This is a genomic window from Agrobacterium sp. DSM 25558 (genome assembly GCF_900100825.1).
In the GTDB taxonomy this organism is placed as follows: domain Bacteria; phylum Pseudomonadota; class Alphaproteobacteria; order Rhizobiales; family Rhizobiaceae; genus Agrobacterium.
Window position 1 is genome coordinate 18,360 of record NZ_FMUD01000028.1, and the last position, 22,469, is coordinate 40,828.

At 57.7% G+C, this 22,469-nt stretch carries 23 protein-coding genes and 1 pseudogene; 17 read left to right on the top strand and 7 right to left on the bottom strand.

The window, feature by feature from the left end; translation table 11 throughout:
- Nucleotides 1-212 precede the first annotated feature (212 nt).
- The 4 genes from purM to DSM25558_RS20435 all read left to right on the top strand — a co-directional run bounded on the left by purM (nucleotide 213) and on the right by DSM25558_RS20435 (nucleotide 2,657).
- Nucleotides 213-1,286, top strand: coding sequence for a phosphoribosylformylglycinamidine cyclo-ligase (purM, locus tag DSM25558_RS20420; protein WP_077106531.1), 1,074 nt, complete (start codon nucleotides 213-215; stop codon nucleotides 1,284-1,286).
- Nucleotides 1,283-1,942: a phosphoribosylglycinamide formyltransferase gene (gene purN, locus DSM25558_RS20425; RefSeq protein WP_077106532.1), complete on the top strand. Its 660-nt coding sequence runs from the start codon at nucleotides 1,283-1,285 to the stop codon at nucleotides 1,940-1,942. Before purM ends, purN begins: the two co-directional genes overlap by 4 nt.
- A gap of 77 nt (nucleotides 1,943-2,019) precedes the next feature.
- The gene (locus DSM25558_RS20430) at nucleotides 2,020-2,259 is read left to right on the top strand and encodes a type II toxin-antitoxin system Phd/YefM family antitoxin (protein ID WP_077106533.1); all 240 of its coding nucleotides are present in this window, start codon (nucleotides 2,020-2,022) and stop codon (nucleotides 2,257-2,259) included.
- Complete coding sequence (locus DSM25558_RS20435) at nucleotides 2,259-2,657, top strand: type II toxin-antitoxin system VapC family toxin (RefSeq protein WP_077106534.1); 399 nt, start codon at nucleotides 2,259-2,261, stop codon at nucleotides 2,655-2,657. Before DSM25558_RS20430 ends, DSM25558_RS20435 begins: the two co-directional genes overlap by 1 nt.
- A gap of 13 nt (nucleotides 2,658-2,670) precedes the next feature.
- Here the strand turns inward: DSM25558_RS20435 and DSM25558_RS20440 are convergent, their stop codons facing one another.
- On the bottom strand, nucleotides 2,671-3,288 hold the full coding sequence (locus tag DSM25558_RS20440) for an NUDIX domain-containing protein (protein ID WP_077106535.1): 618 nt from the start codon (nucleotides 3,286-3,288) through the stop codon (nucleotides 2,671-2,673).
- A gap of 18 nt (nucleotides 3,289-3,306) precedes the next feature.
- Complete coding sequence (locus tag DSM25558_RS20445) at nucleotides 3,307-5,505, bottom strand: molybdopterin oxidoreductase family protein (RefSeq protein ID WP_077106536.1); 2,199 nt, start codon at nucleotides 5,503-5,505, stop codon at nucleotides 3,307-3,309.
- Nucleotides 5,506-5,522: 17 nt separating this feature from the next.
- On the opposite strand from DSM25558_RS20445, the gene DSM25558_RS20450 reads away from it, so the two are divergent.
- Nucleotides 5,523-6,368, top strand: coding sequence for a 23S rRNA (adenine(2030)-N(6))-methyltransferase RlmJ (locus DSM25558_RS20450; RefSeq protein ID WP_077106537.1), 846 nt, complete (start codon nucleotides 5,523-5,525; stop codon nucleotides 6,366-6,368).
- A gap of 5 nt (nucleotides 6,369-6,373) precedes the next feature.
- On the opposite strand, the gene DSM25558_RS20455 is transcribed toward DSM25558_RS20450, so the two are convergent.
- On the bottom strand, nucleotides 6,374-7,330 hold the full coding sequence (locus tag DSM25558_RS20455) for a lysylphosphatidylglycerol synthase domain-containing protein (protein WP_077106538.1): 957 nt from the start codon (nucleotides 7,328-7,330) through the stop codon (nucleotides 6,374-6,376).
- A gap of 208 nt (nucleotides 7,331-7,538) precedes the next feature.
- On the opposite strand from DSM25558_RS20455, the gene DSM25558_RS20460 reads away from it, so the two are divergent.
- Together DSM25558_RS20460 and DSM25558_RS20465 are read left to right on the top strand one after the other, a co-directional pair.
- Nucleotides 7,539-8,267, top strand: a complete 729-nt coding sequence (locus tag DSM25558_RS20460; RefSeq protein WP_077106539.1) for a ribonuclease T2 family protein — start codon at nucleotides 7,539-7,541, stop codon at nucleotides 8,265-8,267.
- Nucleotides 8,268-8,288: 21 nt separating this feature from the next.
- Nucleotides 8,289-8,885 carry a glutathione S-transferase gene (locus DSM25558_RS20465; protein ID WP_077106540.1) on the top strand — a complete coding sequence of 199 codons (597 nt, stop codon included), beginning with the start codon at nucleotides 8,289-8,291 and terminating at the stop codon, nucleotides 8,883-8,885.
- 116 nt (nucleotides 8,886-9,001) lie between these two features.
- Here the strand turns inward: DSM25558_RS20465 and DSM25558_RS20470 are convergent, their stop codons facing one another.
- Nucleotides 9,002-9,661: an outer membrane protein gene (locus tag DSM25558_RS20470; RefSeq protein ID WP_077106541.1), complete on the bottom strand. Its 660-nt coding sequence runs from the start codon at nucleotides 9,659-9,661 to the stop codon at nucleotides 9,002-9,004.
- A gap of 369 nt (nucleotides 9,662-10,030) precedes the next feature.
- On the opposite strand from DSM25558_RS20470, the gene DSM25558_RS20475 reads away from it, so the two are divergent.
- The 5 genes from DSM25558_RS20475 (at nucleotide 10,031) to DSM25558_RS20500 (ending at nucleotide 14,472) form a co-directional block, all read left to right on the top strand.
- Nucleotides 10,031-10,798, top strand: coding sequence for an SDR family oxidoreductase (locus DSM25558_RS20475; RefSeq protein ID WP_077106542.1), 768 nt, complete (start codon nucleotides 10,031-10,033; stop codon nucleotides 10,796-10,798).
- Nucleotides 10,795-12,837 carry an excinuclease ABC subunit UvrC gene (gene uvrC, locus DSM25558_RS20480; RefSeq protein WP_077106543.1) on the top strand — a complete coding sequence of 681 codons (2,043 nt, stop codon included), beginning with the start codon at nucleotides 10,795-10,797 and terminating at the stop codon, nucleotides 12,835-12,837. Before DSM25558_RS20475 ends, uvrC begins: the two co-directional genes overlap by 4 nt.
- Before the next feature lie 102 nt (nucleotides 12,838-12,939).
- Nucleotides 12,940-13,527, top strand: a complete 588-nt coding sequence (gene pgsA / locus DSM25558_RS20485) for a CDP-diacylglycerol--glycerol-3-phosphate 3-phosphatidyltransferase (RefSeq protein WP_077106544.1) — start codon at nucleotides 12,940-12,942, stop codon at nucleotides 13,525-13,527.
- The gene (moaD, locus tag DSM25558_RS20490; protein ID WP_077106545.1) at nucleotides 13,527-13,781 is read left to right on the top strand and encodes a molybdopterin converting factor subunit 1; all 255 of its coding nucleotides are present in this window, start codon (nucleotides 13,527-13,529) and stop codon (nucleotides 13,779-13,781) included. Before pgsA ends, moaD begins: the two co-directional genes overlap by 1 nt.
- Before the next feature lie 235 nt (nucleotides 13,782-14,016).
- Nucleotides 14,017-14,472 (top strand): molybdenum cofactor biosynthesis protein MoaE, encoded by a 456-nt coding sequence (locus tag DSM25558_RS20500; protein WP_077106575.1) that lies wholly within the window; start codon nucleotides 14,017-14,019, stop codon nucleotides 14,470-14,472.
- On the opposite strand, the gene DSM25558_RS20505 is transcribed toward DSM25558_RS20500, so the two are convergent.
- A complete protein-coding gene (locus DSM25558_RS20505) occupies nucleotides 14,469-15,365 on the bottom strand; it encodes a branched-chain amino acid ABC transporter permease (protein ID WP_077106547.1) in 897 nt (298 codons plus the stop codon). The genes DSM25558_RS20500 and DSM25558_RS20505 overlap by 4 nt on opposite strands.
- Before the next feature lie 63 nt (nucleotides 15,366-15,428).
- Here DSM25558_RS20505 and DSM25558_RS20510 point away from each other — a divergent pair, with 63 nt between their 5' ends.
- Nucleotides 15,429-15,974 carry a CGNR zinc finger domain-containing protein gene (locus tag DSM25558_RS20510; RefSeq protein ID WP_077106548.1) on the top strand — a complete coding sequence of 182 codons (546 nt, stop codon included), beginning with the start codon at nucleotides 15,429-15,431 and terminating at the stop codon, nucleotides 15,972-15,974.
- Complete coding sequence (locus DSM25558_RS20515; protein WP_077106549.1) at nucleotides 15,971-16,474, top strand: hypothetical protein; 504 nt, start codon at nucleotides 15,971-15,973, stop codon at nucleotides 16,472-16,474. The genes DSM25558_RS20510 and DSM25558_RS20515 overlap by 4 nt, the downstream gene beginning before the upstream one ends.
- Before the next feature lie 317 nt (nucleotides 16,475-16,791).
- Here DSM25558_RS20515 and ndk read toward each other — a convergent pair whose 3' ends face one another.
- Together ndk and DSM25558_RS20525 are read right to left on the bottom strand one after the other, a co-directional pair.
- Entirely contained in the window at nucleotides 16,792-17,214 is a 423-nt protein-coding gene (gene ndk / locus DSM25558_RS20520) for a nucleoside-diphosphate kinase (RefSeq protein WP_045231849.1), read from the bottom strand.
- A 102-nt stretch (nucleotides 17,215-17,316) separates the two neighbouring features.
- Complete coding sequence (locus DSM25558_RS20525) at nucleotides 17,317-18,009, bottom strand: glutathione S-transferase family protein (protein ID WP_077106550.1); 693 nt, start codon at nucleotides 18,007-18,009, stop codon at nucleotides 17,317-17,319.
- A 225-nt stretch (nucleotides 18,010-18,234) separates the two neighbouring features.
- Between DSM25558_RS20525 and DSM25558_RS20530 the strand changes: the two genes are divergently transcribed.
- The 3 genes and pseudogenes from DSM25558_RS20530 (at nucleotide 18,235) to DSM25558_RS20540 (ending at nucleotide 22,172) form a co-directional block, all read left to right on the top strand.
- Nucleotides 18,235-19,275 (top strand): GGDEF domain-containing protein, encoded by a 1,041-nt coding sequence (locus DSM25558_RS20530; RefSeq protein WP_077106551.1) that lies wholly within the window; start codon nucleotides 18,235-18,237, stop codon nucleotides 19,273-19,275.
- A gap of 62 nt (nucleotides 19,276-19,337) precedes the next feature.
- Nucleotides 19,338-21,220 (top strand): annotated as a pseudogene (gene abc-f / locus DSM25558_RS20535) (ribosomal protection-like ABC-F family protein).
- Between the two features lie 112 nt (nucleotides 21,221-21,332).
- The gene (locus DSM25558_RS20540; protein WP_077106552.1) at nucleotides 21,333-22,172 is read left to right on the top strand and encodes a polysaccharide deacetylase family protein; all 840 of its coding nucleotides are present in this window, start codon (nucleotides 21,333-21,335) and stop codon (nucleotides 22,170-22,172) included.
- Nucleotides 22,173-22,469: the final 297 nt, after the last annotated feature.

Sequence of the window (22,469 nt, forward strand, 5' to 3'; positions counted from 1 at the left end):
TCATAACGCCGTGGTTAGGAGATAGGATGCGTGGACCGGACTGGTCAAGTGTGGCACCGTTGCCAAATTCGTCACGGCTGACCTTTCCCATAACAATACGGCTAAAACAGCCAAAAGGCGTGAAAAACATGCCTTTTGCCGCACTCATACTTGCATCGTCACCCGTCTCATGCGAATGGCGACGCCAAACGGAACCAGTGGAGACGAGAGCCATGAGCCAGTCGGGCAAGAACGGTCTTACCTACAGCGATGCAGGCGTGGATATCGACGCCGGAAACCTGATGGTCGAGAAAATCAAGCCAGCCGTACGCTCCACCCGTCGCCCCGGCGCGGATGGTGAAATCGGTGGCTTCGGCGGCCTGTTCGATCTGAAAGCCGCTGGCTTCACCGACCCGGTTCTGGTCGCCGCCAATGATGGCGTCGGCACCAAGCTCAAGATCGCCATCGACGCCAACTACCATGACACTGTCGGCATCGACCTCGTCGCCATGTGCGTCAACGATCTCGTGGTGCAGGGCGCAGAACCGCTGTTCTTCCTCGACTACTTCGCAACCGGCAAGCTGGATCCGGATCAGGGTGCAGCCATCGTCACCGGCATCGCCGCCGGTTGCCGCGAATCCGGCTGTGCGCTGATCGGCGGCGAGACCGCCGAAATGCCGGGCATGTATTCGGATGGCGATTACGATCTCGCAGGCTTTGCAGTCGGCGCTGCCGAACGTGGCCAGCTTCTGCCAGCGGGTGACATTGCCGAAGGTGATGTCATTCTGGGCCTTTCCTCTTCGGGCGTTCACTCCAACGGCTTCTCGCTGGTGCGCAAGATCGTTTCTCTCTCCGGCCTCGGCTGGGATGCCCCGGCCCCCTTTGCCGAGGGCAAGAAGCTCGGCGAAGCGCTGCTTACGCCGACGCGCATCTATGTAAAGCCGCTTCTGAAGGCGATCCGCGAAACCGGCGCTCTGAAGGCCTTGGCGCATATCACCGGCGGCGGCTTCCCAGAAAATATTCCGCGCGTTCTGCCAAAGCATCTGGCCGCTGAGATCAATCTCGAGGCCATCAAGGTGCCCGCTGTCTTCTCATGGCTTGCCAAGACCGGCGGCGTTGCCCCCAACGAAATGCTGCGCACCTTCAACTGCGGCGTCGGCATGATCGTCGTCGTGTCCCCCGAGAACGCTCAGACGGTCACCGACGCTTTGACGGCCGAAGGCGAAACCGTTTTCGCACTCGGCCGCATGGTCGCTCGTGCGGAAGACGCACATGGCACGATCTACAAGGGTACGCTCGGCCTATGAGCACCGCCCCTGCCCGCAAGCGCGTCGTCGTTTTCATCTCCGGCAGCGGCTCCAACATGATGGCGCTGGCCCAGGCGTGCCAGGCCCCGGATTTTCCGGCCGAAATCGCTTGCGTCATCTCAGACAAGGCAACGGCTGGCGGCCTTGCGAAAGCGCAGAGTCTCGGCATTCCCACCCTCGTTTTCGAGCGCAAGACCTATTCCAGCAAGGCCGAGCACGAAGCCTCCATTCTGGCCGCGCTGAGCGAAATCGCCCCTGACATCATCTGCCTCGCAGGCTACATGCGCCTGATCTCCGGCGATTTCATCTCGCCTTATGAAGGCCGGATCATCAACATCCACCCATCCATCCTGCCTCTCTTCCCCGGCCTTCACACCCATGAACGCGCCATCGAAAGCGGCATGAAGATCACCGGCTGCACGGTCCATTTCGTCACCGAGGGCATGGACGAAGGCCCGGTCATCGGCCAGGCGGCAGTGCCAGTTCTGGTCAGCGATAACGCAGACACCCTCGCCGCCCGTGTTCTGACCGTGGAACACCAGCTTTATCCTATGGCGCTCAAGCTTCTGGCCGAGGGCAAAGTACGGATGGAGGGAGGCAAGGCCGTGCGCGGTGAAGATGCCTGCGACGTTGGGCAGCAGCTGATTTCTGCATAAAACCTCAGACTTGGCCAACCGCTTGACCAAGCGCCCTCGGACTTGATAACTTCAGTGTGAAATGGAGTTCTTGAGCCATGACGCTCACGGTAAAAGTTGGCGAAGCAAAAACACATCTTTCCGAGCTTCTGGCGAAAGTCGAAGCCGGTGAAGACGTGATCATCGCACGCGGCGACGAGCCCGTCGCCCGACTGATAAAGGCGAACGATACCCAAGAGCGCCGGCGAATGCTGGATGCTTTGCGGACAGAGAAAGCACAGCGATCGATCGTCAGCGCCGACGAAATCCAAGCCTGGAAAAACGAAGGCAGGCATTAATGCCATTCGTTGTTGATGCATCCATTGTCGCCGCATGGTTCTTGCCAGATGAGACAAATGACGCCGCAGACAAAGCGCTGGATATGCTCGAAACAGACGACGCTTTCGCGCCTGACCTTCTATCCCATGAACTCCGAAATATCCTGCTATCGGCAGAGAAGCGAAAACGCATAGATCAGGATGCGATCTTCTCGATCCTTTTGCGCTTCACCAACCTACCTCTAACCCTCGTCAGCGGCGGCGATCAAATCACCATCATGCGGCTGGCGAAAAAGCATTCGCTGTCCGCTTACGACGCGGCCTATCTGGCACTCGCCGTATCACGCGCCATGCCACTGGCCACAAGCGACAAGAAGCTCGCCGATGCCGCAGCTGCTGAGAACGTGGCATTTGCCTGACTTTACTTAAAACTCACAACCGCTCGCGATTGAGCATCGCCCATTGCAGCAAAATTATCGTCTTCGCGTCGGTGATTTCACCCGTCGAGATCATGCCGAATGCTTGGTCGAGCGGAATGGAGAGAACCTCGATGTCCTCGCCTTCCGTTGCCAGTCCACCGCCAAGTCCGGCTTTTTCGTCTAGATCGACGCGCGCGTAAAACAGTCCGACTTTCTCCGTCAGCGTACCTGGGCTCGCGTAGGTCTGGAAAAGATATCGAACGTCGTTCACGGCATAACCGGTTTCTTCCATTGCCTCGCGGCGGATGGCTTCGTCGGGCTGGTCGTCATCGATCAAGCCTGCCGGTACCTCCAGCATGAAACTTGGATCGCCATTCACGAAGGCCGCGGGGCGGAACTGGCGGACGAGAACCACCGCATTTTTGTTCGGGTCGAAAAGCAAAATGGCGGCAGCACTGCCGTGGTCGTGCACTTCGCGATCGATGCGGATCACACGTCCATCCGGCATTTTTTGGTCGAAGACCAATGTCTGAAGGTGAACGAACCGCTTCCAGACGGTTTCTTTCGAGACCAGCTTCACCCGATCCTCGTCAGCAATACGGACCACAGTGCTATCAATCGATTGGGTCATAAAAATCCTGCAACTCTCTCAGGCCTTGTTCAGCCAGACCTTATTGTCGTGAAAAGCGGCCCCGCCATAAGGCGCGACGGCATCGCCGCCAGTCAGAATATTGATACCCTCACCATCCATATGCGACTTGTTGGGCCACAGCCCTTCGGCAATCAGCACGCCCGCTTTCGCCCCGTCAACGATCTTGGCATGAATGCGCAGTTCTCCACGCGCATTGCCAATCCGCACGATATCGCCATCGACAATATCAAGACGTAGCGCATCGGCAGGACAGATCATCACCTCCGGGCGACCTTCCTTCTGAACAGACGTCTTCGTCTCCGCAAAGGTCGAGTTCAGGAAGTTGCGGGCGGGCGATGTCGCCAGACGGAACGGATGCTGGGCATCGGCCACTTCGATAACATCCACCTGATCGGGGAACTTCGGTAGCTTAGCGACCGGTCCCATGACCGGCACATTCTTCGGCGGTTTGTTGGGGGATGGGCCGCTCTGCCAATCCGGGCTGAAGCGGAATTTTCCGTCCGCATAGCCGAAGCCTTCGAGATAATGCGCAACTTCGAACGGCGGCTGCGCATCGATCCATTTCTCTTCGGCAAGACTATCGAAATCGCCCCATCCGCCGGGGTTCAGAATGAGATCGATATGCTCGCGCTCCGTCATGCCGAAGCCCGGCATATCAGAGACGCCGAGGCGCTTTGCCAGTTCCTCGATGACGAAGAGATTGGTACGAACGGTCTCAGGCGGCTCCACCAGTTTTGGGCCGAGCAGAATGTGGTTTTGGCCACCGGCGCGGTAGATGTCGTCATGTTCGAGGAACATGGTGGCGGGCAGCACGATGTCGGCCAGTTCCGCCGTCTCGGTCATGAACTGCTCATGCACGGCAACGAAGAGATCGTCGCGCAGGAAGCCCTGCTTTACCAGCCGCTGCTCGGGGCAGACATTGACCGGATTGGTGTTCTGAATCAGCAGCGCCGTTACCGGCCCGCCATAGCGCAAAGCCTCGGCATCGCCGGTCAGCACACGACCGATCTGCGATTGGTCGAGCTGGCGCACATTGGGATCGGCATAGGCGGTGCCCATCAGTTCCGCCTTGTTCAGCCGGAAGATGTCGCCATTGTTGTGAAACGCGCCGCCGCCCTCATACTGCCAGGAGCCGAGCACAGTGGCGATGGACAATGCCGCATGCATGGCCACCGCGCCGTTGCGCTGGCGGGCGAAACCGTAGCCTAGGCGGAAAAAGCTCTTCTGCGTGGTGCCGACGAGCTTTGCGAAAGCCTCGATTTCCTCGACCGACAGCCCGGTAATATCAGCGGCCCATTGCGGTGTCTTGGATGCAAGATGCGCTTCCAGCCCCGAGGGATCATCCGCAAATTTCGCCATATAGGCGCGGTCGGCATAGCCATCGCGGAAGGCAATGTGCATCACAGCGCAGGCAAGGGCCGCATCCGTGCCGGGACGCACGATCAGCTTCATATCCGCCTGTTTCATGGTCGGATTGTCGTAGATATCCACGACCACGATCTTGGCACCACGTTCCTTGCGAGCTCTGATGGCGTGGGTCATGACGTTGACCTGCGTGGCCACCGCATTGGTGCCCCAGATGACGACGACATCGGCTTTTGCCATCTCGCGTGGGTCCGGGCCACGAAGCGCACCGGTGCCCATCACATAACCGGTCCAGGCCATGTTGGTGCAGATCGAGCCGAAGAAGCCGGAATATTTCTTGGCGTGGCGCAGCCGCTCTATGCTGTCGCGCTGCACCTGCCCCATCGTCCCGGCGTAAAAATACGGCCAGATAGCTTCAGCGCCATGCTTAGCTTCCGCCTTGACGAAAGCGTCGGCAATCTCATCGAGCGCGTTCTCCCAGTTGATCTCTTGCCAGTCGCCTGCGCCCTTGGCACCCTTGCGGCGCTTTGGCGTCAGCAAACGGTCCGGATGGTAGATGCGCTCCGAATAGCGCGCCACCTTGGCACAGATAACGCCCGCCGTGTAAGTGTTGGCATTGGCACCCCGCACACGGCCGATTCGACCATCGGCGGTGATGTCCACCTCCAGCGCGCAGGCGCTTGGACAGTCGTGCGGACAGACGGTGTGACCGATGCTGACAGCACCAGTCACGGCTTTGGTGGAAATCGGGGTCGCATCATTCATGACTTTTGTATATTGCAAAGGCAATGCGGCCAAAAGGGCCAAGTGACGACCATCAAGAATATTCATAAAAGGCATCGGCGCGCATGAACTATCGGCACATATACCACGCAGGCAATTTTGCCGATGTTCTCAAACATGCGGTCATGGCGCGGCTCGTGCGTTATCTGCAAAACAAGGACAAGGCGTTCCGCGTTCTCGATACCCATGCGGGCATCGGCCTATACGATCTGTCCTCCGTGGAAGCGCAGAAAACCGGCGAATGGCAGACCGGCATCGGCAAGCTGCTGGACGCGGACCTGCCGCCAGCGGTGGCGGAACTGCTGGAGCCTTATCTGACAGCGGTCAGAGAACTCAATCCTGATGGCGGCATCCAGTTTTATCCCGGCTCGCCAAAGCTGGCGCGCATGCTGTTTCGCCCGCAGGACCGGTTGTCGGCCATGGAACTGCACCCGGATGATTTCCGTGCGCTGTCCCGTCTGTTTGAAGGTGACTATCAGGCGCGCGTGACCGAACTCGATGGCTGGCTGTCGCTTGGTGCGCATTTGCCGCCCAAGGAAAAGCGCGGCCTCGTGCTGGTCGATCCGCCATTTGAAAAAGACAACGAATATGAGCGGCTGGCCGAAGGTTTCCACAAGGCCTATCGCCGGTTTTCGACAGGCACCTATTGCCTGTGGTACCCGCTGAAAAAAAGCGCTCCAATCAAGGACTTCCACGAGCTTCTTCAGTCATACGAGATACCGAAGATGCTGTGCGCCGAGCTTTCCGTGCGCAGCGACCGGGTGGAAGGCCTCAGCGGCTCCGGCTTGATCATCGTCAACCCGCCCTTCACGCTGAAGGAGGAGTTGCACACGATTTTGCCGGTGCTGAGAGCCACGATGGCGCAGGATCGGTATGCCTCCCACCGCGCATTCTGGCTGCGCGGCGAGTAGCTGCGCTACTTCAGTTCCGCCTGCCGCTCTTCCCGCTCCGCCACGGCCAGTTGCGACCTCTCGAAAAAGAGGATGATGAACAGGCCGATGATGAACGGAATGATGAGATAGAACAGGCGGAACACCAGCAGCGCTGCGATAACGTCTGCAGGGTTCATGTCCGGCAGGCCGGTAACGAACACCAGTTCCAGCACCCCCAGCCCGCCGGGGGCGTGCGATATCAGCGCTGCGGAAAACGATATCAGGAAGATGCCGAGAATCACCATGAAGCCAGGATTTCCGGCTTCCGGAAGGGCGAAGTAGATGATGCCAGCTGCGCCCAGCAGTTCGATTGGGCCAATCACCAATTGCTGTATGACGAGGTGCGGCGCCGGGTAGAACAGCGTGAACGAGCCTATTCTCAAAGGACGAAGTTTGAACAGGCTACCGAGCAGATAAAGGCCAGCGATTCCCAGCAGAACAACGCCTGTCGTCGCAGAGGCCTCGACGGGCAGAACGCCGACGAAGCGTTCGGTTATCTCAGGCTCGTACACCAGAATAAAGCCGACGAGCATGATGGTGCCGATGGCGAAGGTAAATGAACACAGGGCCACCAGCACGCCAATTTCCGAAACGCTGAGCCCTTTGGACGTATAGGCACGGTAGCGCACGACGGCACCTGAAAAGACCGATGCACCGACATTATGCGACAGCGCGTAGGTGGTGAACGACGTCAGCGTGATGAAGACCCAGCCAACTTTACGCTTGAGATGTTGCAGGGCAATCCGGTCATATCCTGCCAGTGCGGCATAGGCCACGAGTGTGCAAAGTCCTGACATCAGCCAGTGGTGGGGATTGATGGCGGCGAGACTGCCCCAAACGTCGTCCAAGGAAAGGTGTTTCAGTTCCTTGTACAGCAGCCAGACGGAAAAACCGATGGTTGCCACGCCCACGACGGGCCAGATGTATTTTTTCAATTTCATACGGACATGCCTGGACTGACTCCCCATCCGGACAGCGTGGCCTTTTGCCGGATTCGCTGAGCTTATTCGTTATACAAGCTCCGTTTCAACTAAGACTATCACCCATGGTTCATTTTTCGGTCGCCTGTTTGCCACAGTGGCGGGATGGTATAAAACCCGATACCGATCAAGACTTCGTCATCGCGGCCACGGAAAGATAATTGACCCAATGAAACAATATGCCGGTTTTATTGCATTGGGTGCACTTTCACTGGCTGCGGCAGGGTGGTTTATGTTTGCCGATCAAAAGCAAGAGACCCCACGAAAGCCGATCACCATTTCGGCAACTGCGCCGTCACCTATGCAAACGCCGCAGCCGCCGGTTGGTTCAGGCTTTGATTTTTACGTGCTGTCACTGTCGTGGTCGCCGGCGTTCTGCGCCAGCGATGCCGGTCAGAACAGCCGCCAGCAATGCGGCGGTGATCGGAAGTACGGGTTCATCGTCCACGGCCTGTGGCCACAGAATGAAAGTGGCTATCCCGAATTCTGCGGCAAGGACAAACAGGAACGTGTGCCTGATAGCCTTGGTAGCAGCATGTTCGACATCATGCCGTCCATGGGCCTCATCGGCCACCAATGGCGCAAGCACGGATCGTGCAGCGGTCTGTCGCAAAAGGATTATCTCGATACGATTCGCGCCGCCTATCAGCGCGTCAATCTGCCCAAAGACTTATCATCCGGCACCAGCAGCAAGACGCTCTCCGCAGATGCCGTCGAAACGGCCTTCATTGCTGATAATCCGGGCATGACGAAACAAGGTCTCGCAATCAGCTGTGACGGGCCAAGGCTGGAAGAAGTCCGCATCTGCATGAACAAGGACCTCGGCTTCCGCAGTTGCCCGGAGGTAGACCGCAAAGGCTGCCGTTCAAACACCACTGAAATCATACCCATCCGCTAAACCCCTAGAGGTAGAATATCCATGGAATTGCTTTACTCGCCCGCCTCCCCCTATTCCGCGAAAGTCCGCATGGCCGCGCGTTATCTCGACATCGACCTGACCAGCGTCAGTGTCGATACCAACGCCCAGCCAGCAACGTTGATGGACAACAATCCCTTGGGCAAAATCCCGGTGCTCATTCTGGATGAAGGCGGCTCGGTCTATGACAGCGTCGCCATCATGCATTATCTGGACCGTCTTTCGGGCGGCAAGCTTTACCCGAAAAAGGGAGAGAAGCGCACGGAGGCCGAAATTCTGGAGGCGCTGTGTGACGGCATCATGGATTGCCTTCTGGCCATCGTCTATGAGCGCCGCTCCCGCCCAGAGGACAAAGTCCACCAGCCATGGATCGACAAGCAGTGGGGTAAGGTGGTCAAAGGTCTGGACTATCTGAATGCTAACCTGCCAAAAACAGGCAAGAAGCTGCACGGCGGTCACTTCGCGCTTGCGGCGATGATCGGTTATCTCGATTTGCGTTTTGCAGGCGAGTGGGCTGATGGCCGCAAGACGCTGGCGGAATGGCCGAACGCATTCGGCAAGCGCTTCAAGGATTATGCCGAGATGAGAGCGCCAGACTAAGACAGAAAAAAGGGGACGGTTTTAACCGTCCCGCTACATCTGCTTTTTGCCACCGTAAAACAAAAACGAAAAAAGCCGGGGCGAACCCCGGCTTCTAACATTCATCCCAGATGGGATTAGAACTTTACGCCGATACCAGCCTTAACGCTGTGATCGTCGAAGCCGCGAGATACGGTTCCTGTGTCAAGCGTGAAGTCCTTGTTCTGGTAGTCGCTGTAACGGTATTCGACGCGAGCCGTGATGTTGTTGGTCACCATGGCTTCTACACCGGCACCAACTGTGTAGCCGAGTGCTGTTGCGTTGTCGTCTGACGTGGAGTTGCTAACCTTCTGGTCAGAGATCGCCAGACCACCTGTACCGTAGAGCAGGAACGGGTTCATGTCGTAACCAACGCGGGCACGGATCGAACCGTTGACGCCCTGCTTGCCTTCGAGAGACTCGCCGAGGTTGCCAACGCCAGCAGAACCCTTTTCGTCACCGTAGTTAACATCGGCTTCCGCGCCGTATACGATCTGGCCGCTCTGCCAGTTGTAACCACCGTAGAGACCACCACCAAAGCCGTCGGCGTCACGATCGCCGCCATTGCCGGTGAATCGGCCCCAATCGTAGTTACCGGTGGCACCGAGGTAAGCGCCAGACCAGTTGCTGATCGGTGCTGGCTGCTCGTAAGCGACAGGTGCCTGCGGCACTTCGTTCACAGCGTCGGCTGCCTTTGCTGCCGAAAACGCCGCAGCTGCCATTGTGGTCGCCATAAGTGTTGCAACGATAGTACGCATGCTATTCTCCTTTTCATACCCGCGGGGTGCTCAAACACTTGTTCCCAAACGCGGTGTAAAACAGTTTGTTCCCTTGCCCGACTGATGATCAAAATGATGGGTGATTGAGGAGATCAAAAAGCCAAAATGTGAATTGATTGGGGCAGCGACGTGACGGAAATGGGACGTTGCTAAAATGACACAAAAATCTATTAAGGATAATGAGCCGTTAACTTGAGAAGAGCGGCTTTTTACATGTATTTAAATTAAATTACTTCGCATGCATCGGGCGGGGATAATTCTGTATAATCAACCCTCACGCTGTGCAAAACTCGCCCTTTGGACTTATATCCTTGGTTATATGAGACATCAGCAGGGCGTAGATCAGCTTTGAACGAGATTATACCAAAAACCGTACTGATTACCGGGGCTGCGCGTCGCATGGGCCGCGCAATAGCGCAGTATCTTGCTGCAGAAGGCTTCGCGATTGGCCTGCATGCGCGCTCTTCGCTCAATGAAGCGGAGGATTTCGCTAAGACAATAAGGCAAAAAGGTGGAAAAGCGGCCGTTGTGCAGGCGGACCTCGAAAATGCGGCCTCGACGGAAAAACTGATGGAAAGCGCAAATTCGGCGCTTGGCCCCATCGGAGTCCTCGTCAATAACGCATCCGTGTTCCGTCATGACAGCGCCGATGAGTTCGATTCGTCGGCATTCGATGCACATTTTGCCGTCCATGTCCGCGCGCCCTCCATTCTGGGAGCCGCGCTGGTGCGGCAATTGCCGACGGATGCGTCGGGCCTCATCGTCAATATCATCGATCAGCGCGTTTTGGCGCTCACGCCCCGTTTCTATTCCTACACGCTGTCGAAATCCGCCATGTGGACGGCCACAAAAACCATGGCGCAGAGCTTTGCGCCGCGCGTACGCGTCAACGCCATCGGCCCCGGCCCGTCCTTTAAAAGTGAAAGACAGGAGCCTGAGCACTTTCAGGCGCAGATCGACGCCCTTATATTAAAGCGTGGGCCGCAACCGGACGAGTTCGGTCGGACCATTCGCTTTTTGTATGACACGCCGTCGATGACCGGCCAAATGATCGCACTGGATGGTGGCCAGCACCTTGGCTGGGAAACCCCAGATGTGGCGGAGATACCTGAATGAACGGAAAGAAGCTGCCCGATGGCGGTGTTCTCTTCGATGACAACGACGATGATGAAGACGATGTGGCCCCCTCCACTCTCGAGGTAGCAGGGGAATACTCGGCTGCGTCCATGGACTGGAATGCGGGCTGGAAAAACGAATCCGGCCTCAAGGGCATGGATCTCATCGGCGAGTTCGTCAAACACCTGCCCAACAGCCCCGGCGTCTACCGCATGTTCAATGATGCCGGCGACGTGATGTATGTCGGCAAGGCGCGCTCATTGAAGAAGCGCGTCGGCAACTATGCGCAAGGCCGTTTCCATTCCAACCGCATCGGCCAGATGGTGCGGCTCACGACCCATATGGAATTCGTGACCACGCGCACGGAAATCGAAGCGCTGTTGCTGGAAGCCAACCTCATCAAGCGTCTGCGTCCGCGCTACAATGTCCTGCTGCGCGACGACAAGTCCTTCCCTTATATTCTGATTACCTCAGACAATCGCGCGCCCGCCATCTTCAAACATCGCGGCGCACGCGCACGCAAGGGCGATTATTTCGGGCCTTTCGCCTCCGCCGGTGCCGTCGGCCGCACGATCAATTCGCTGCAACGCGCCTTCCTCATCCGCACCTGTACCGACAGCGTGTTCGAAAGCCGCACCCGCCCCTGTCTTCTGCACCAGATCAAGCGCTGTTCCGCCCCCTGCACCCACGAGGTCAGCGATGAGGGTTACGCCGAATTGGTGCAAGAGGCGAAGGACTTCCTCTCAGGCAAGAGCCAGAGCGTGAAGGCGACGATCGCCTCCCAGATGAACGAGGCGTCTGAAGACCTCGATTTCGAACGCGCAGCGATCTACCGAGACCGGCTGGCGGCACTTTCGCATGTGCAGAGCCATCAGGGTATCAATCCCGCCGGCATCGATGAAGCGGATGTGTTTGCCATTCACCACGAAGGCGGTGTCTCCTGCATTCAGGTGTTCTTCTTCCGCACCGGGCAGAACTGGGGCAACCGTGCCTACTTCCCGAAGGCCGATCCCTCGCTTCCCGGCTCCGAGATTTTGAACGCCTTTCTGGCGCAGTTTTACGATGACAAACCTGTGCCAAAGCAAATCCTGTTGTCCGAGACGGTAGAGGAACAGGAACTGTTGGCCGCAGCCCTTGGCGAGAAGGCCAACCATAAGGTCACGATTTCCGTGCCACAACGCGGTGAGAAGAAGGATGTGGTGGCTCACGTTCTGGGCAACGCGCGTGAGGCGCATGGCCGCAAGTTGGCGGAAACATCGTCGCAGGCCCGGCTTCTAAAGGGCTTTGCCGAGACCTTCGCCCTGCCCTATGTGCCACGCCGTGTCGAAATCTACGATAACTCGCACATGATGGGCACCAATGCCGTGGGCGGCATGGTGGTGGCGGGGCCGGATGGCTTTACCAAAGCCCACTACCGCAAGTTCAACATCAAATCGACCGACATCACACCTGGCGACGACTTCGGCATGATGCGTGAGGTGATGACGCGACGCTTCTCCCGTCTGCTGAAGGAAGAGGGAAGACCGGACCGCACACAAGCTGTTTCGCCGGAAGATGCCGCCGACATGCCCTTCCCGGCATGGCCGGATGTCATCCTCATCGATGGTGGCCAGGGCCAGATATCGGCGGTGCGCACCATTCTAGACGAGCTCGGCATTCGCGATTGCGTCACCGCCATCGGTGTAGCGAAAGGCGTGGACCGTGATGCGGGGCGTGAGCGGTTCTTTACCGATACGCGCAGCGATTTCTCGCTGCCGCCACGAGACCCGGTGCTGTACTTCATCCAGCGCATGCGCGATGAAGCCCACCGTTTTGCCATCGGCTCCCACCGCGCCCGCCGCAAGAAGGAATTGATCAAGAACCCGCTGGATGAGATCAGCGGCATCGGCCCCGGTCGCAAACGCGCGCTGTTACAGCATTTCGGCACGGCAAAGGCTGTGTCGCGCGCGGCCTTGAGCGACCTTATGGCCGTCGGCGGCATTTCCGAGACGGTGGCGCGGATGGTTTACAATCACTTCCACGAGAGCGGCAAAGACTGATGCCCGTGCTTTCGGGCCGCACCCGCAAAAAAACATAATAGGGTGTTGACGCTTGCCTCTTAGGGCTGCATCAACGCTGCATACAGACTGACAGGTTTCCCCATGGCTTCGCGCGCATACAACATCCCGAATCTTTTGACCTATGGCCGCATTCTCGCGGTTCCGGTCATTGTTTTGTGTTTCTTCATCGAAGGAAAGCTCGAAAGTTCGGATTTCGCGCGCTGGACGGCGCTGTGGCTGTTCATCATCGCCTCGCTGACGGATTTTCTCGATGGCTATCTCGCGCGCATCTGGAACCAGACGTCGAATATCGGGCGCATGCTGGACCCTATCGCGGACAAGCTGCTGATCGCATCGATTCTTCTGCTGCTGGCCGCAGACGGCACCATTGCCGGCTGGTCGCTCTGGGCCGCCATCACCATTCTCTGCCGTGAAATTCTGGTGTCCGGCCTGCGTGAATATCTCGCGGCGCTAAAGGTTTCCGTCCCCGTCACGCAGATCGCCAAATGGAAAACCACCATCCAGATGGTCGCCATCGCGTTTCTTCTCGCCGGTCCGGCAGGCGATCAGGTCCTACCCTACACCACCGAAATCGGCATCACCCTGCTGTGGATTGCGGCGGCGCTGACGATTTATACCGGCTATGATTATTTCAAGGCTGGCCTCAAGCACATCGTGGACTCGGAATAATGGTCCATATCGTTTATTTCGCCTGGGTGCGGGAGCGAATCGGAAAATCTGAAGAGGATATCGACCTGCCCGCCGACATCACGACCGCGCGGCAATTGATCACCTATCTCACCACGCTGGGTGAGGAATACGAAGCAGCCTTCGAATTCCCCGATGTCATCCGCGTTGCGGTCAATCAGGAACATATCGACCACGACGAAAGCATCCTCGGCGCGCGAGAAATCGGCATCTTTCCGCCTATGACGGGCGGTTGAAGACAATGGGTGGGCTCGCCCCCTTCTCCTTCTCCCTCATTCCTGTGCTTGTCACAGGAATCCAGTGCGCCCAAGTCTTTGGGCGCGAAAAAAGCTCCCTTCACGGCGTAGACACGGCGTGGCTGGATTCCTGTGACAAGCACAGGAATGAGGGAGTGGGTGGTACAGACCGCGTCCACTCTTGGACAATCGAGCAAAAATGCACCCCGTCCGAATTGGCCAGAAGATGATGACCATCGAACCGACCATCCGCGTGCAGGCAGAAGATTTCGATGCCGCTGCCGAGACCAGATTGCTGACGCAGACAGACAAGACCATCGGAGCCGTCGTGACCTTTGCCGGCCTGTGCCGTGACGATGGCGGCGCACTTTCAGCGCTGGAACTGGAGCATTATCCCGGCATGGCAGAAGCCGAAATGCTGCGCATCGGCAAGCTCGCCATCGAGCGCTTCCAGCTTCTCGGCCTCACCGCCATCCACCGCTATGGTAAGATCGCAACCGGAGACAACATCGTCCTCGTCATAGCCGCATCCCGCCATCGGCAAGCAGCCTTCGACGGCGCGAATTTCGTGATGGACTATCTCAAGACCTCCGCGCCCTTCTGGAAGAAGGAGCATGGCAAGGACGGAAAATCCGGAGAGTGGATTACCGCCAAGGATGCAGATGATACGGCGAAAGACAAATGGCGCTAGGGCGCATCCCGCTCGCGTCTCATGACGATCAGCCATAGAATCAGCATCGTCAGCACCGCTGCATCCCGCCACGCGACCGGGCCGTAAGCGGCCCAGAATGTTTCGGCAAAGCCGATGGCCGCCGCTCCTACCGCGCATTTGAGCGGGCTGGTATATCCACCCGCAGCTGAGATCAGCACCACTTTCAAGCCGAAGACCAGCCCAGCGCCGAAATCCATATTGCCATAGTAGAAGGTGGCGAGCACACCGCAGATCGACGCAAACAATGCCGCCGCGCAATAGGACACCAGAAACACCCGCCTTGCATTGACCCCGAGCAACGACGCAGCGAATGCGTCTTCCCCTACGGCTTTCCAGTATCTCCCGGCATTGGTTTTTTGCAGGACGACGTATCCTCCAGCAACCAGTGCCAGAAACGCTGCAGAATTTATGAGCTGCATCGGCGTGGTCGTGACGGCGAAATCCGCGTTGCGCCAGACGTAAATAGTATCGTTCAAAATGGGCGGCAGCCAAAGGGAGCGCGTGCCTGCCGCCAGCCGCGCGCTTTCCATCAGCGCAATGAGCGCGCCGATGGATGCGACTGTAACCGCATTGGGCGACGCACTGGCCAGCGGACGCATCACGCCCCGACCGATAAAGAACCCGGCCCAGAGCCCGCCAAGAACGCCCGCTGCTGCCCCAAGCGCCAAAGTCGCAGGCAAGATCAGCCAGAGCTGGTTCCAACCAAAATCCGCGAACAACAGACATGTGAGACCGGCAAAAGCGAAGATCGCACCGTAGGTGACATCTGCTCGCTTGGTTATGGCAAAGGCGATGGCATAACCAAAGGCCAGAGCCGCATAGAGCGAAGCCACCGGAACCGCGTTCAAAAGCTGTTGCAGAAAATATGCCACGCCCAACCCTCACCCGCATTTATTATAACTGGTAAAACACTTTTTGACAGTTATAATTGCAGCATGACGTTTAGCTGGACACCACATCGTTTCGTTGGAGGAGCTTTGGCGCTTGATGTCGCCAACAGCGTCATTCTGCGGTTTGACCCCGAGAAATCAGTGGATCGCTTTGCGGTGCCGGAACAACTGGACAGTTTTTGCGAGGCGGCGACCAGGCTGTCGGCGGAACGGGACACTTTCCCTGTACTCACCGCGCCCTCCTCTTCAAAGCATTTGATCGATCTGCGCGAAGCGACGGACCGATATTTCCGGCAACTGATCGAAACAGGGCAGGACGAAAACAACCTGCTGGCCGACCTTCTCACCGCCTCTGCCACGGCCCTTAAAAACGCGCCTGCCAAACACAGCCTTGAAGCAGCAACTGCCCGCTCCGTGCTGAACCTCATGGCCGGGCCAAATCGCGCACGTCTGCGGATTTGCGGTCATTGCGGCTGGCTGTTCATAGACCGCAGCAAGAACCGCAGCCGCATCTGGTGCGACATGGCCGTCTGCGGCAATCGCCAAAAGGCGGCCAAACATTACCGGCGCAAACAGGAGACGACGTCTTGAAGACGGTTGTTGCCCTTGCCATCGCTACTCTCTCGCTCTGCGCCTGCCAGCGGGAAGAGCAACGAGAAATCGTCAGCGTTTCCGGCCGCATGTTCGTCTTCAATTACCGCGTGGCAACCGCGACATATCTTGTCACGTTACAGCCGACCGCGCCGATCAGGGAGGGAAGCAGCATCGAAGCCAGCTTCGAAAACCCGCGCGGCGGAGAAGCTTTCACTATCAATGAGCCTCTGTTTCCCAAAAGCCCGAAAATCGTTTTGCAGAGCCCGCCAGTGGAATGCGTAAAAGAAGGCCGTGCCTATAGGGTGACGATACGACTGAAAGCGCCGGACGGGCATGTGATGCAGACCATCGACACGAGCATTACATCCGATACGGACCAGTCGCTGCTGCCCGCAAAGCCGCTGGTGGTTGGGCCACTTTATACGCCCAACCCGGAGGTGTTTAAGGCGGATGGGAGCATGGATATGGGGGCGGCTGCGGGGTGTCCGACTGGCTGAAAAGCTGGTGTTGTGCCGTGTGGCTTACCCCCCTCTGGCCTGCCGGCCATCTCCCCCACAAGGAGGGAGATCAGCTGGGCGCGAACACCCACTTCGATCTCGACATCAGAGATGGCCGAGTGGCCGCCACGAGTCGATCTCCCCACCTGTGGGGGAGATGGCCGGCAGGCCAGAGGGGGGTAAGCCACGCGGCAAAACGCCCGCCGACCAACCAAACACGCACAAAAAAACGGAGCCTCACGGCCCCGTTTTCCAAATCATTTCATCACCTTAAAGCAGCCGTCTCACAAAACGATTCCGCCGCTTCAACACCTGAATCAGCCGACGATTTCGGTTTCTGCGAACCAGTAGGCGATTTCCTGCGCTGCTGTCTCAGGGGCGTCAGAACCGTGAACCGAGTTCTCGCCGATGGACAGCGCGAAGCTCTTGCGGATGGTGCCTTCGTCAGCGTTGGCAGGGTTTGTTGCGCCCATGATTTCGCGGTTCTTGAGGATTGCGTTTTCGCCTTCCAGAACCTGAACGATGGTCGGGCCAGATGTCATGCCGTCAACCAGTTCGCCGAAGAAAGGACGTTCCTTGTGAACGGCGTAGAAGCCTTCGGCTTCGCGCTTGCTCATCCAGACGCGCTTGGACGCGATGATGCGCAGGCCGTTGTCTTCAAATACCTTGGTGATAGCGCCAGTCAGGTTACGCTTGGTTGCGTCCGGCTTGATCATCGAAAATGTGCGTTCAATCGCCATGTGTCCGTATCCTTGTCCTTGAAAGAAAGTGGGCGGTGTTTAACCGCCCGTAGGCCTGAAAACAAGGGGGATGCCCGGATTTGCCTACAGGGGCGGCACATTTCATGCCGCTGTCACACTGCGCCCCCGTGCGCCGTGCAGATCGAGGCAGCGCTCGAACCAGTCGCTCACCGGGTCTTTCTGCCCGAACAAGCCAACACCGGCGGTGACCCGCGCCCATTGCAGCGCACCGAAAACGATGTAATCGGCAAACAACGGACTATCCCCGCCGATGAAGGACTGGAAAGACAACATGCGGCGGATCGGCTCCAGCTTTGCCGGAAAGGCAGCAATCTCTTCCTCCCGGTTCGCCGCGATCTCCTCGATGGATTTACCGAAGAAGGCTTTTCGGCTTTCCCGGAAATACGTCTTGTCCGTCTCGTCCAGCATGTCGTGAATATCGAGAACCGCAATTTTGACGATGGCCGGATGAAGCTGGGTCTGCGACCAGCTTTCAACGAAACGGGCCAGCGATTTTCCGCCCTCCCCGTTGAACAGCGAGGGCGCGTTAGGATATGCGTCATCCAGATAAAGCGCGATGTCGAAGCTATCCTTGATCAACTGGTCGCCATCACGAAGGATCGGCACCAGTTTAGAGAAGCCGTTTTCCACACCCGGAATGGCGGTAAATGCCAGCGGACGCTCCTCGAAATCCAGCCCCTTATGCGCCAGCGAAAGAACCGTCTTCCAGCAATGGGGAGAAAAGGGGCGCGTGTCGTCACTGCCGCAGAGCGAATAGAGGGTTCTGGATGTCATAGCCGGTCCTTCCCTTATGCGAAATTGCGTCCCCATAAAATCAGCGGGTCTGCCAATAATCAAATCATTAAGACTGATGGGAGGCATCACACGCGTACATGATGACACCACTTATAATTGGCACAGTTCATTTATGGTATTTTAAAGTCTCTCGACCAAAACATGGACATAAGGTCAATATTGCCGTGCCGAGCCAGCAGGTAATGTGTGTGGAGATGCGTTGGCATGACAATACCAGCCAGTAACAAAAGCCGGGACACGTCCAGAAGCAGCCTCATCGTCACCAAGATCACGCAGTTCATCACCAAGATGAACCTTGCGCCGCTGCCCCGCAATTACGAGCTGTTCTTTGAAGTTCTTTCTGGGCACAATGCCGCCATGGGCCATGATATTCTGGCACTCGGCAACGCGCCGCAGCAGCATGATATCGACATGATCGGCCACAAGCACAATCTGCCGAGTTTTTCGCGCATGGCCGCGGCCCATGCGACATCGCAAGCAGCTACCGCAATCGAGCAGATATCGGCACGGCTTTCCGCTGCTCTGGAGCGCTCCGAAGCCTTGCTCGCCTCCATATCCAATCACCCCGTATCCGATACGACCCCGGAATATCTGGCGGAACTGCTCCTGGATATTCAGCACGAACAGGCAAGCCTCCACAACTTCGTGCGTCAGGGTCTGGAAAAAATCCGCGAGCAGGAAAGCAACAGTCATAAGCTTCAGGCAGCATCCCTGAAAGATACTCTGACCGCTCTGCCCAACCGCGCCGCGTTTCTGGCAAAGCTCGCCGAAGTTTCCCAAGCTGAGGGTGATACCTCTGTCTGCCTGGTGCTGGTCAATATCGACCGCTTCCGCGAGATCAACGAGAAATACGGCACCATTGCTGGCAACAAGGCGTTGCGGCGCTTGGCAGCCCTGTTCCGCAAGTCGATCAAGAAGGATGACTTTGCTGCCCGCATCGGCGGAAACGACTTCGCATTCCTGTTTTCAGGCGTCTCGCAAAGCACGGCACAAAGCATTGCAGAGCGGCTGCGCCACACCGTTGAAAACCTGCGCTTCGCCACGAAAGAAGGCGATGGCGAGCATCTGACCGTTTCGATGGGCGTTGCCGCGTCCGAAGGCACGGCAAGTGCTGCGGAGTTTTATGGTCATGCAGAGCTTGCGCTTCTTGCAGCCCGCAGCGGCGCACGCAATTGCGTCATTCCCTATTCCAGAGAAGTGGCCCAACGCTCTCGCAACAGCTACCTGATGCAGATCGGCGCATAAACCGTTGAAACTGTGGCTTTCGCGCTCTTGCGTTCAGACATGAGTTCGGCCAAAACGGCGCCATGATTACCATTTCAGACGTTTCCGCCCGTATTGCCGGGCGCTTGCTCCTTGATCACGCCAGTGTCTCGCTTCCCGCGGGCACGAAGGCTGGCCTTGTTGGCCGTAACGGCGCGGGCAAATCCACCCTTTTCCGCATCATCACCGGCGACCTTGGTGCTGAGACCGGCGAGGTCTTCATTCCCAAGAATGCCCGCATGGGACAGGTAGCGCAGGAAGCACCGGCCACGGAAGAAAATCTGATCGACATCGTGCTGGCCGCCGACAAGGAACGCGCCGCACTGATGCTGGAATCGGAGACGGCAACCGATCCGGGCCGCATTGCCGATATCCAGATGCGTCTTGTCGATATCGATGCGCATTCGGCCGAAGCCCGCGCATCCAGCATTCTGGCAGGTCTGGGTTTCGATCAGGATGCCCAGCTTCGCCCTGCCTCGTCCTTTTCGGGCGGCTGGCGCATGCGCGTGGCACTGGCGTCCGTTCTGTTCGCAGAGCCGGACCTGCTGCTGCTCGACGAACCGACAAACTATCTCGATCTTGAAGGCACCTTGTGGCTGGAAGATTATATCCGCCGCTATCCCTACACCGTCATCATCATAAGCCATGACCGCGATCTGCTCAACAACGCCGTCAACGCCATCGTGCATCTGGACCAGAAGAAGCTGACCTTCTATCGCGGCGGCTACGACCAGTTCGAGCGCCAGAAGGCAGAAGCCGACGAGTTGCAGACCAAGGCCAAGGTTAAGAACGATGCGGCGCGCAAGCACTTGCAGAGCTTCATCGACCGTTTCAAGGCCAAAGCTTCCAAGGCCAAGCAGGCCCAGAGCCGCGTCAAGGCGCTGGAGCGCATGGGAACGGTGTCTTCGGTCATCGAAGATCACGTCCAGCCGATCACTTTCCCGGAACCGGAAAAACAGCCCGCGTCGCCCATCGTCGCCATCAATGGCGGTGCGGTCGGATACGAGCCGGGCAACCCGATTCTCAAGGGCCTCAACCTGCGCATCGACAATGATGATCGCATTGCGCTACTGGGCTCCAACGGTAACGGTAAGTCCACCTTCGCCAAATTCATCTCGGGCCGCCTTGCGCCTGAAAGCGGCGATCTGCGGCTGGCACCATCGCTGAAGATCGGCTTCTTCGCCCAGCATCAACTGGATGATCTCGTGCCGGAAGACAATCCGGTCGAGCATGTGCGCAAGCTTATGCCACAGGCACCGGAAGCCAAGGTCCGCGCTCGCGTCGCGCAGATGGGTCTGGCAACGGAAAAGATGGCGACGCCCGCCAAGGATTTGTCGGGTGGTGAAAAGGCACGCCTGCTAATGGGTCTGGCTGCATTCCACGCGCCGAACCTGCTGATCCTCGACGAACCGACCAACCACCTGGACATCGACAGCCGCCGCGCACTGATCGAAGCGCTGAACGATTACAACGGCGCCGTCATCCTCATCTCGCATGATCGCCATCTGATCGAAGCAACCGTCGACCGCCTCTGGCTCGTCAACAACGGTACGGTGACGACGTTCGAAGGCGATATGGATGAATATCGCGATCTGATTGTATCTTCGGGTAAAAAAAAAGACGAAAAAATTGAAGTCGTAGTCGACGGCGCTTCAAAAGCGGACCAGCGCAAGGCGAATGCCGAAAAGCGCGCCTCGCTGGCTCCGCTTCGCAAAAAGATCAACGAAGTCGAATCCTTGACGGCAAAGCTTGAGAAACTGATTCAGGCGCTGGACAAGGAACTTGGCGACCCCACCCTTTACGAAAAGGGCCCGCCAAGGCTGCGCTGAAGGTCAAGGAACGTGGTGAAGCCGCTGCCAAGCTGGCCGATGCGGAAGAGCACTGGCTGATGCTCTCCAGCGAGTATGAAGAGGCGATGGCGGGTTAGTTCTGTCGCCTCTCTATCGAAGTCTCTTTTTCGTAGCGCCTTGGTAACCAGCCATTAACCATAATCGTAGAAATTCTCGGCAGTTTCATTCCTGCATATTCCGAGAATCACCATGGTTTTCCGCCACCTCTCTGCCGCTGCACTCATTGCGGCTTGCCTAACCGGCTGCGCCGGAAAACCACAGCCTGATGGCTCCCTGAAAACCGCATTCGCTGCGACTATGCCTGCTGCCCCATCTGTCAGCGGTGATGCCGTTGCGCTTTCGCCGACGGCATGGATGCATCCTCGCAATCCGAGGGGACTTGCCGGGCGCGACATCTACGTCTCGTCGGTCAAGGACATCGCCTTGGCCAACAAGGAAGTCGTGCTCAGCTTCGATGACGGCCCGGTTCCGGGCAAGACCGAGAGCATTCTGGCAACGCTGGATGAATTCGGCGTGAAGGCGACATTCCTGATGGTCGGCCAGATGGCGCAGGCGCATCCCGAAATCGCCAGAAAGGTCGTGGCTGACGGTCACAGCATCGGCAGCCACACCTTCAGCCATCCCAATCTCAGAGCCATGTCGTTCGATCGCGCTCTTGCTGAGGTGTCGAAGGGATCGAAAGCCGTTGCCACGGCGACAGACACCGAGGCTTCTTTCTTCCGCTTCCCCTACCTTGCCGATAACGGCCGTTTGCGCAGCATGATCTCGGATCGCGGCATGGTCATCATGGATGTGCAGATCGATTCGAAAGACTATTTCAAGGATTCGCCAGCCGTCGTCGCCTCACGCACCATCGCCGCCCTTCGCCATCGCGGCAGCGGCATCATCCTGATGCACGATATCCACAGACGCACCGCCGCCATGTTGCCCGCCTTACTGACGCAGCTGCGCGCGGAAGGCTACAAGGTGGTGCATCTGATTTACAAGAAACCGGCCCATAAACCGCTGCTTGTTGCCTCGCTGGATTGACGAGGAGAAAAGCGTAAAGTCGTGACTGCTGATTTTTTAGGGAATCTCATATGGCACGGCTTTAGCGTCTTGGTTTCTTCTCCCCGTGGGGGAGAAGGTCGCGGCAGCGGGATGAGGGGCAAGGGTCAACGTATCAGGAGGGCTAACCCCCTCATCCGACCCTTCGGGCCACCGTCTCCCCGGCGGGGAGAACCAAGACGCTAAGCCATGCAATTGCGGCTGCCTTTTCCCATCCTGCCGCTCCCGATCAAGTCCAAGCAGAGGCAGCATGTTATCACCCTACAACATTTCAAATCC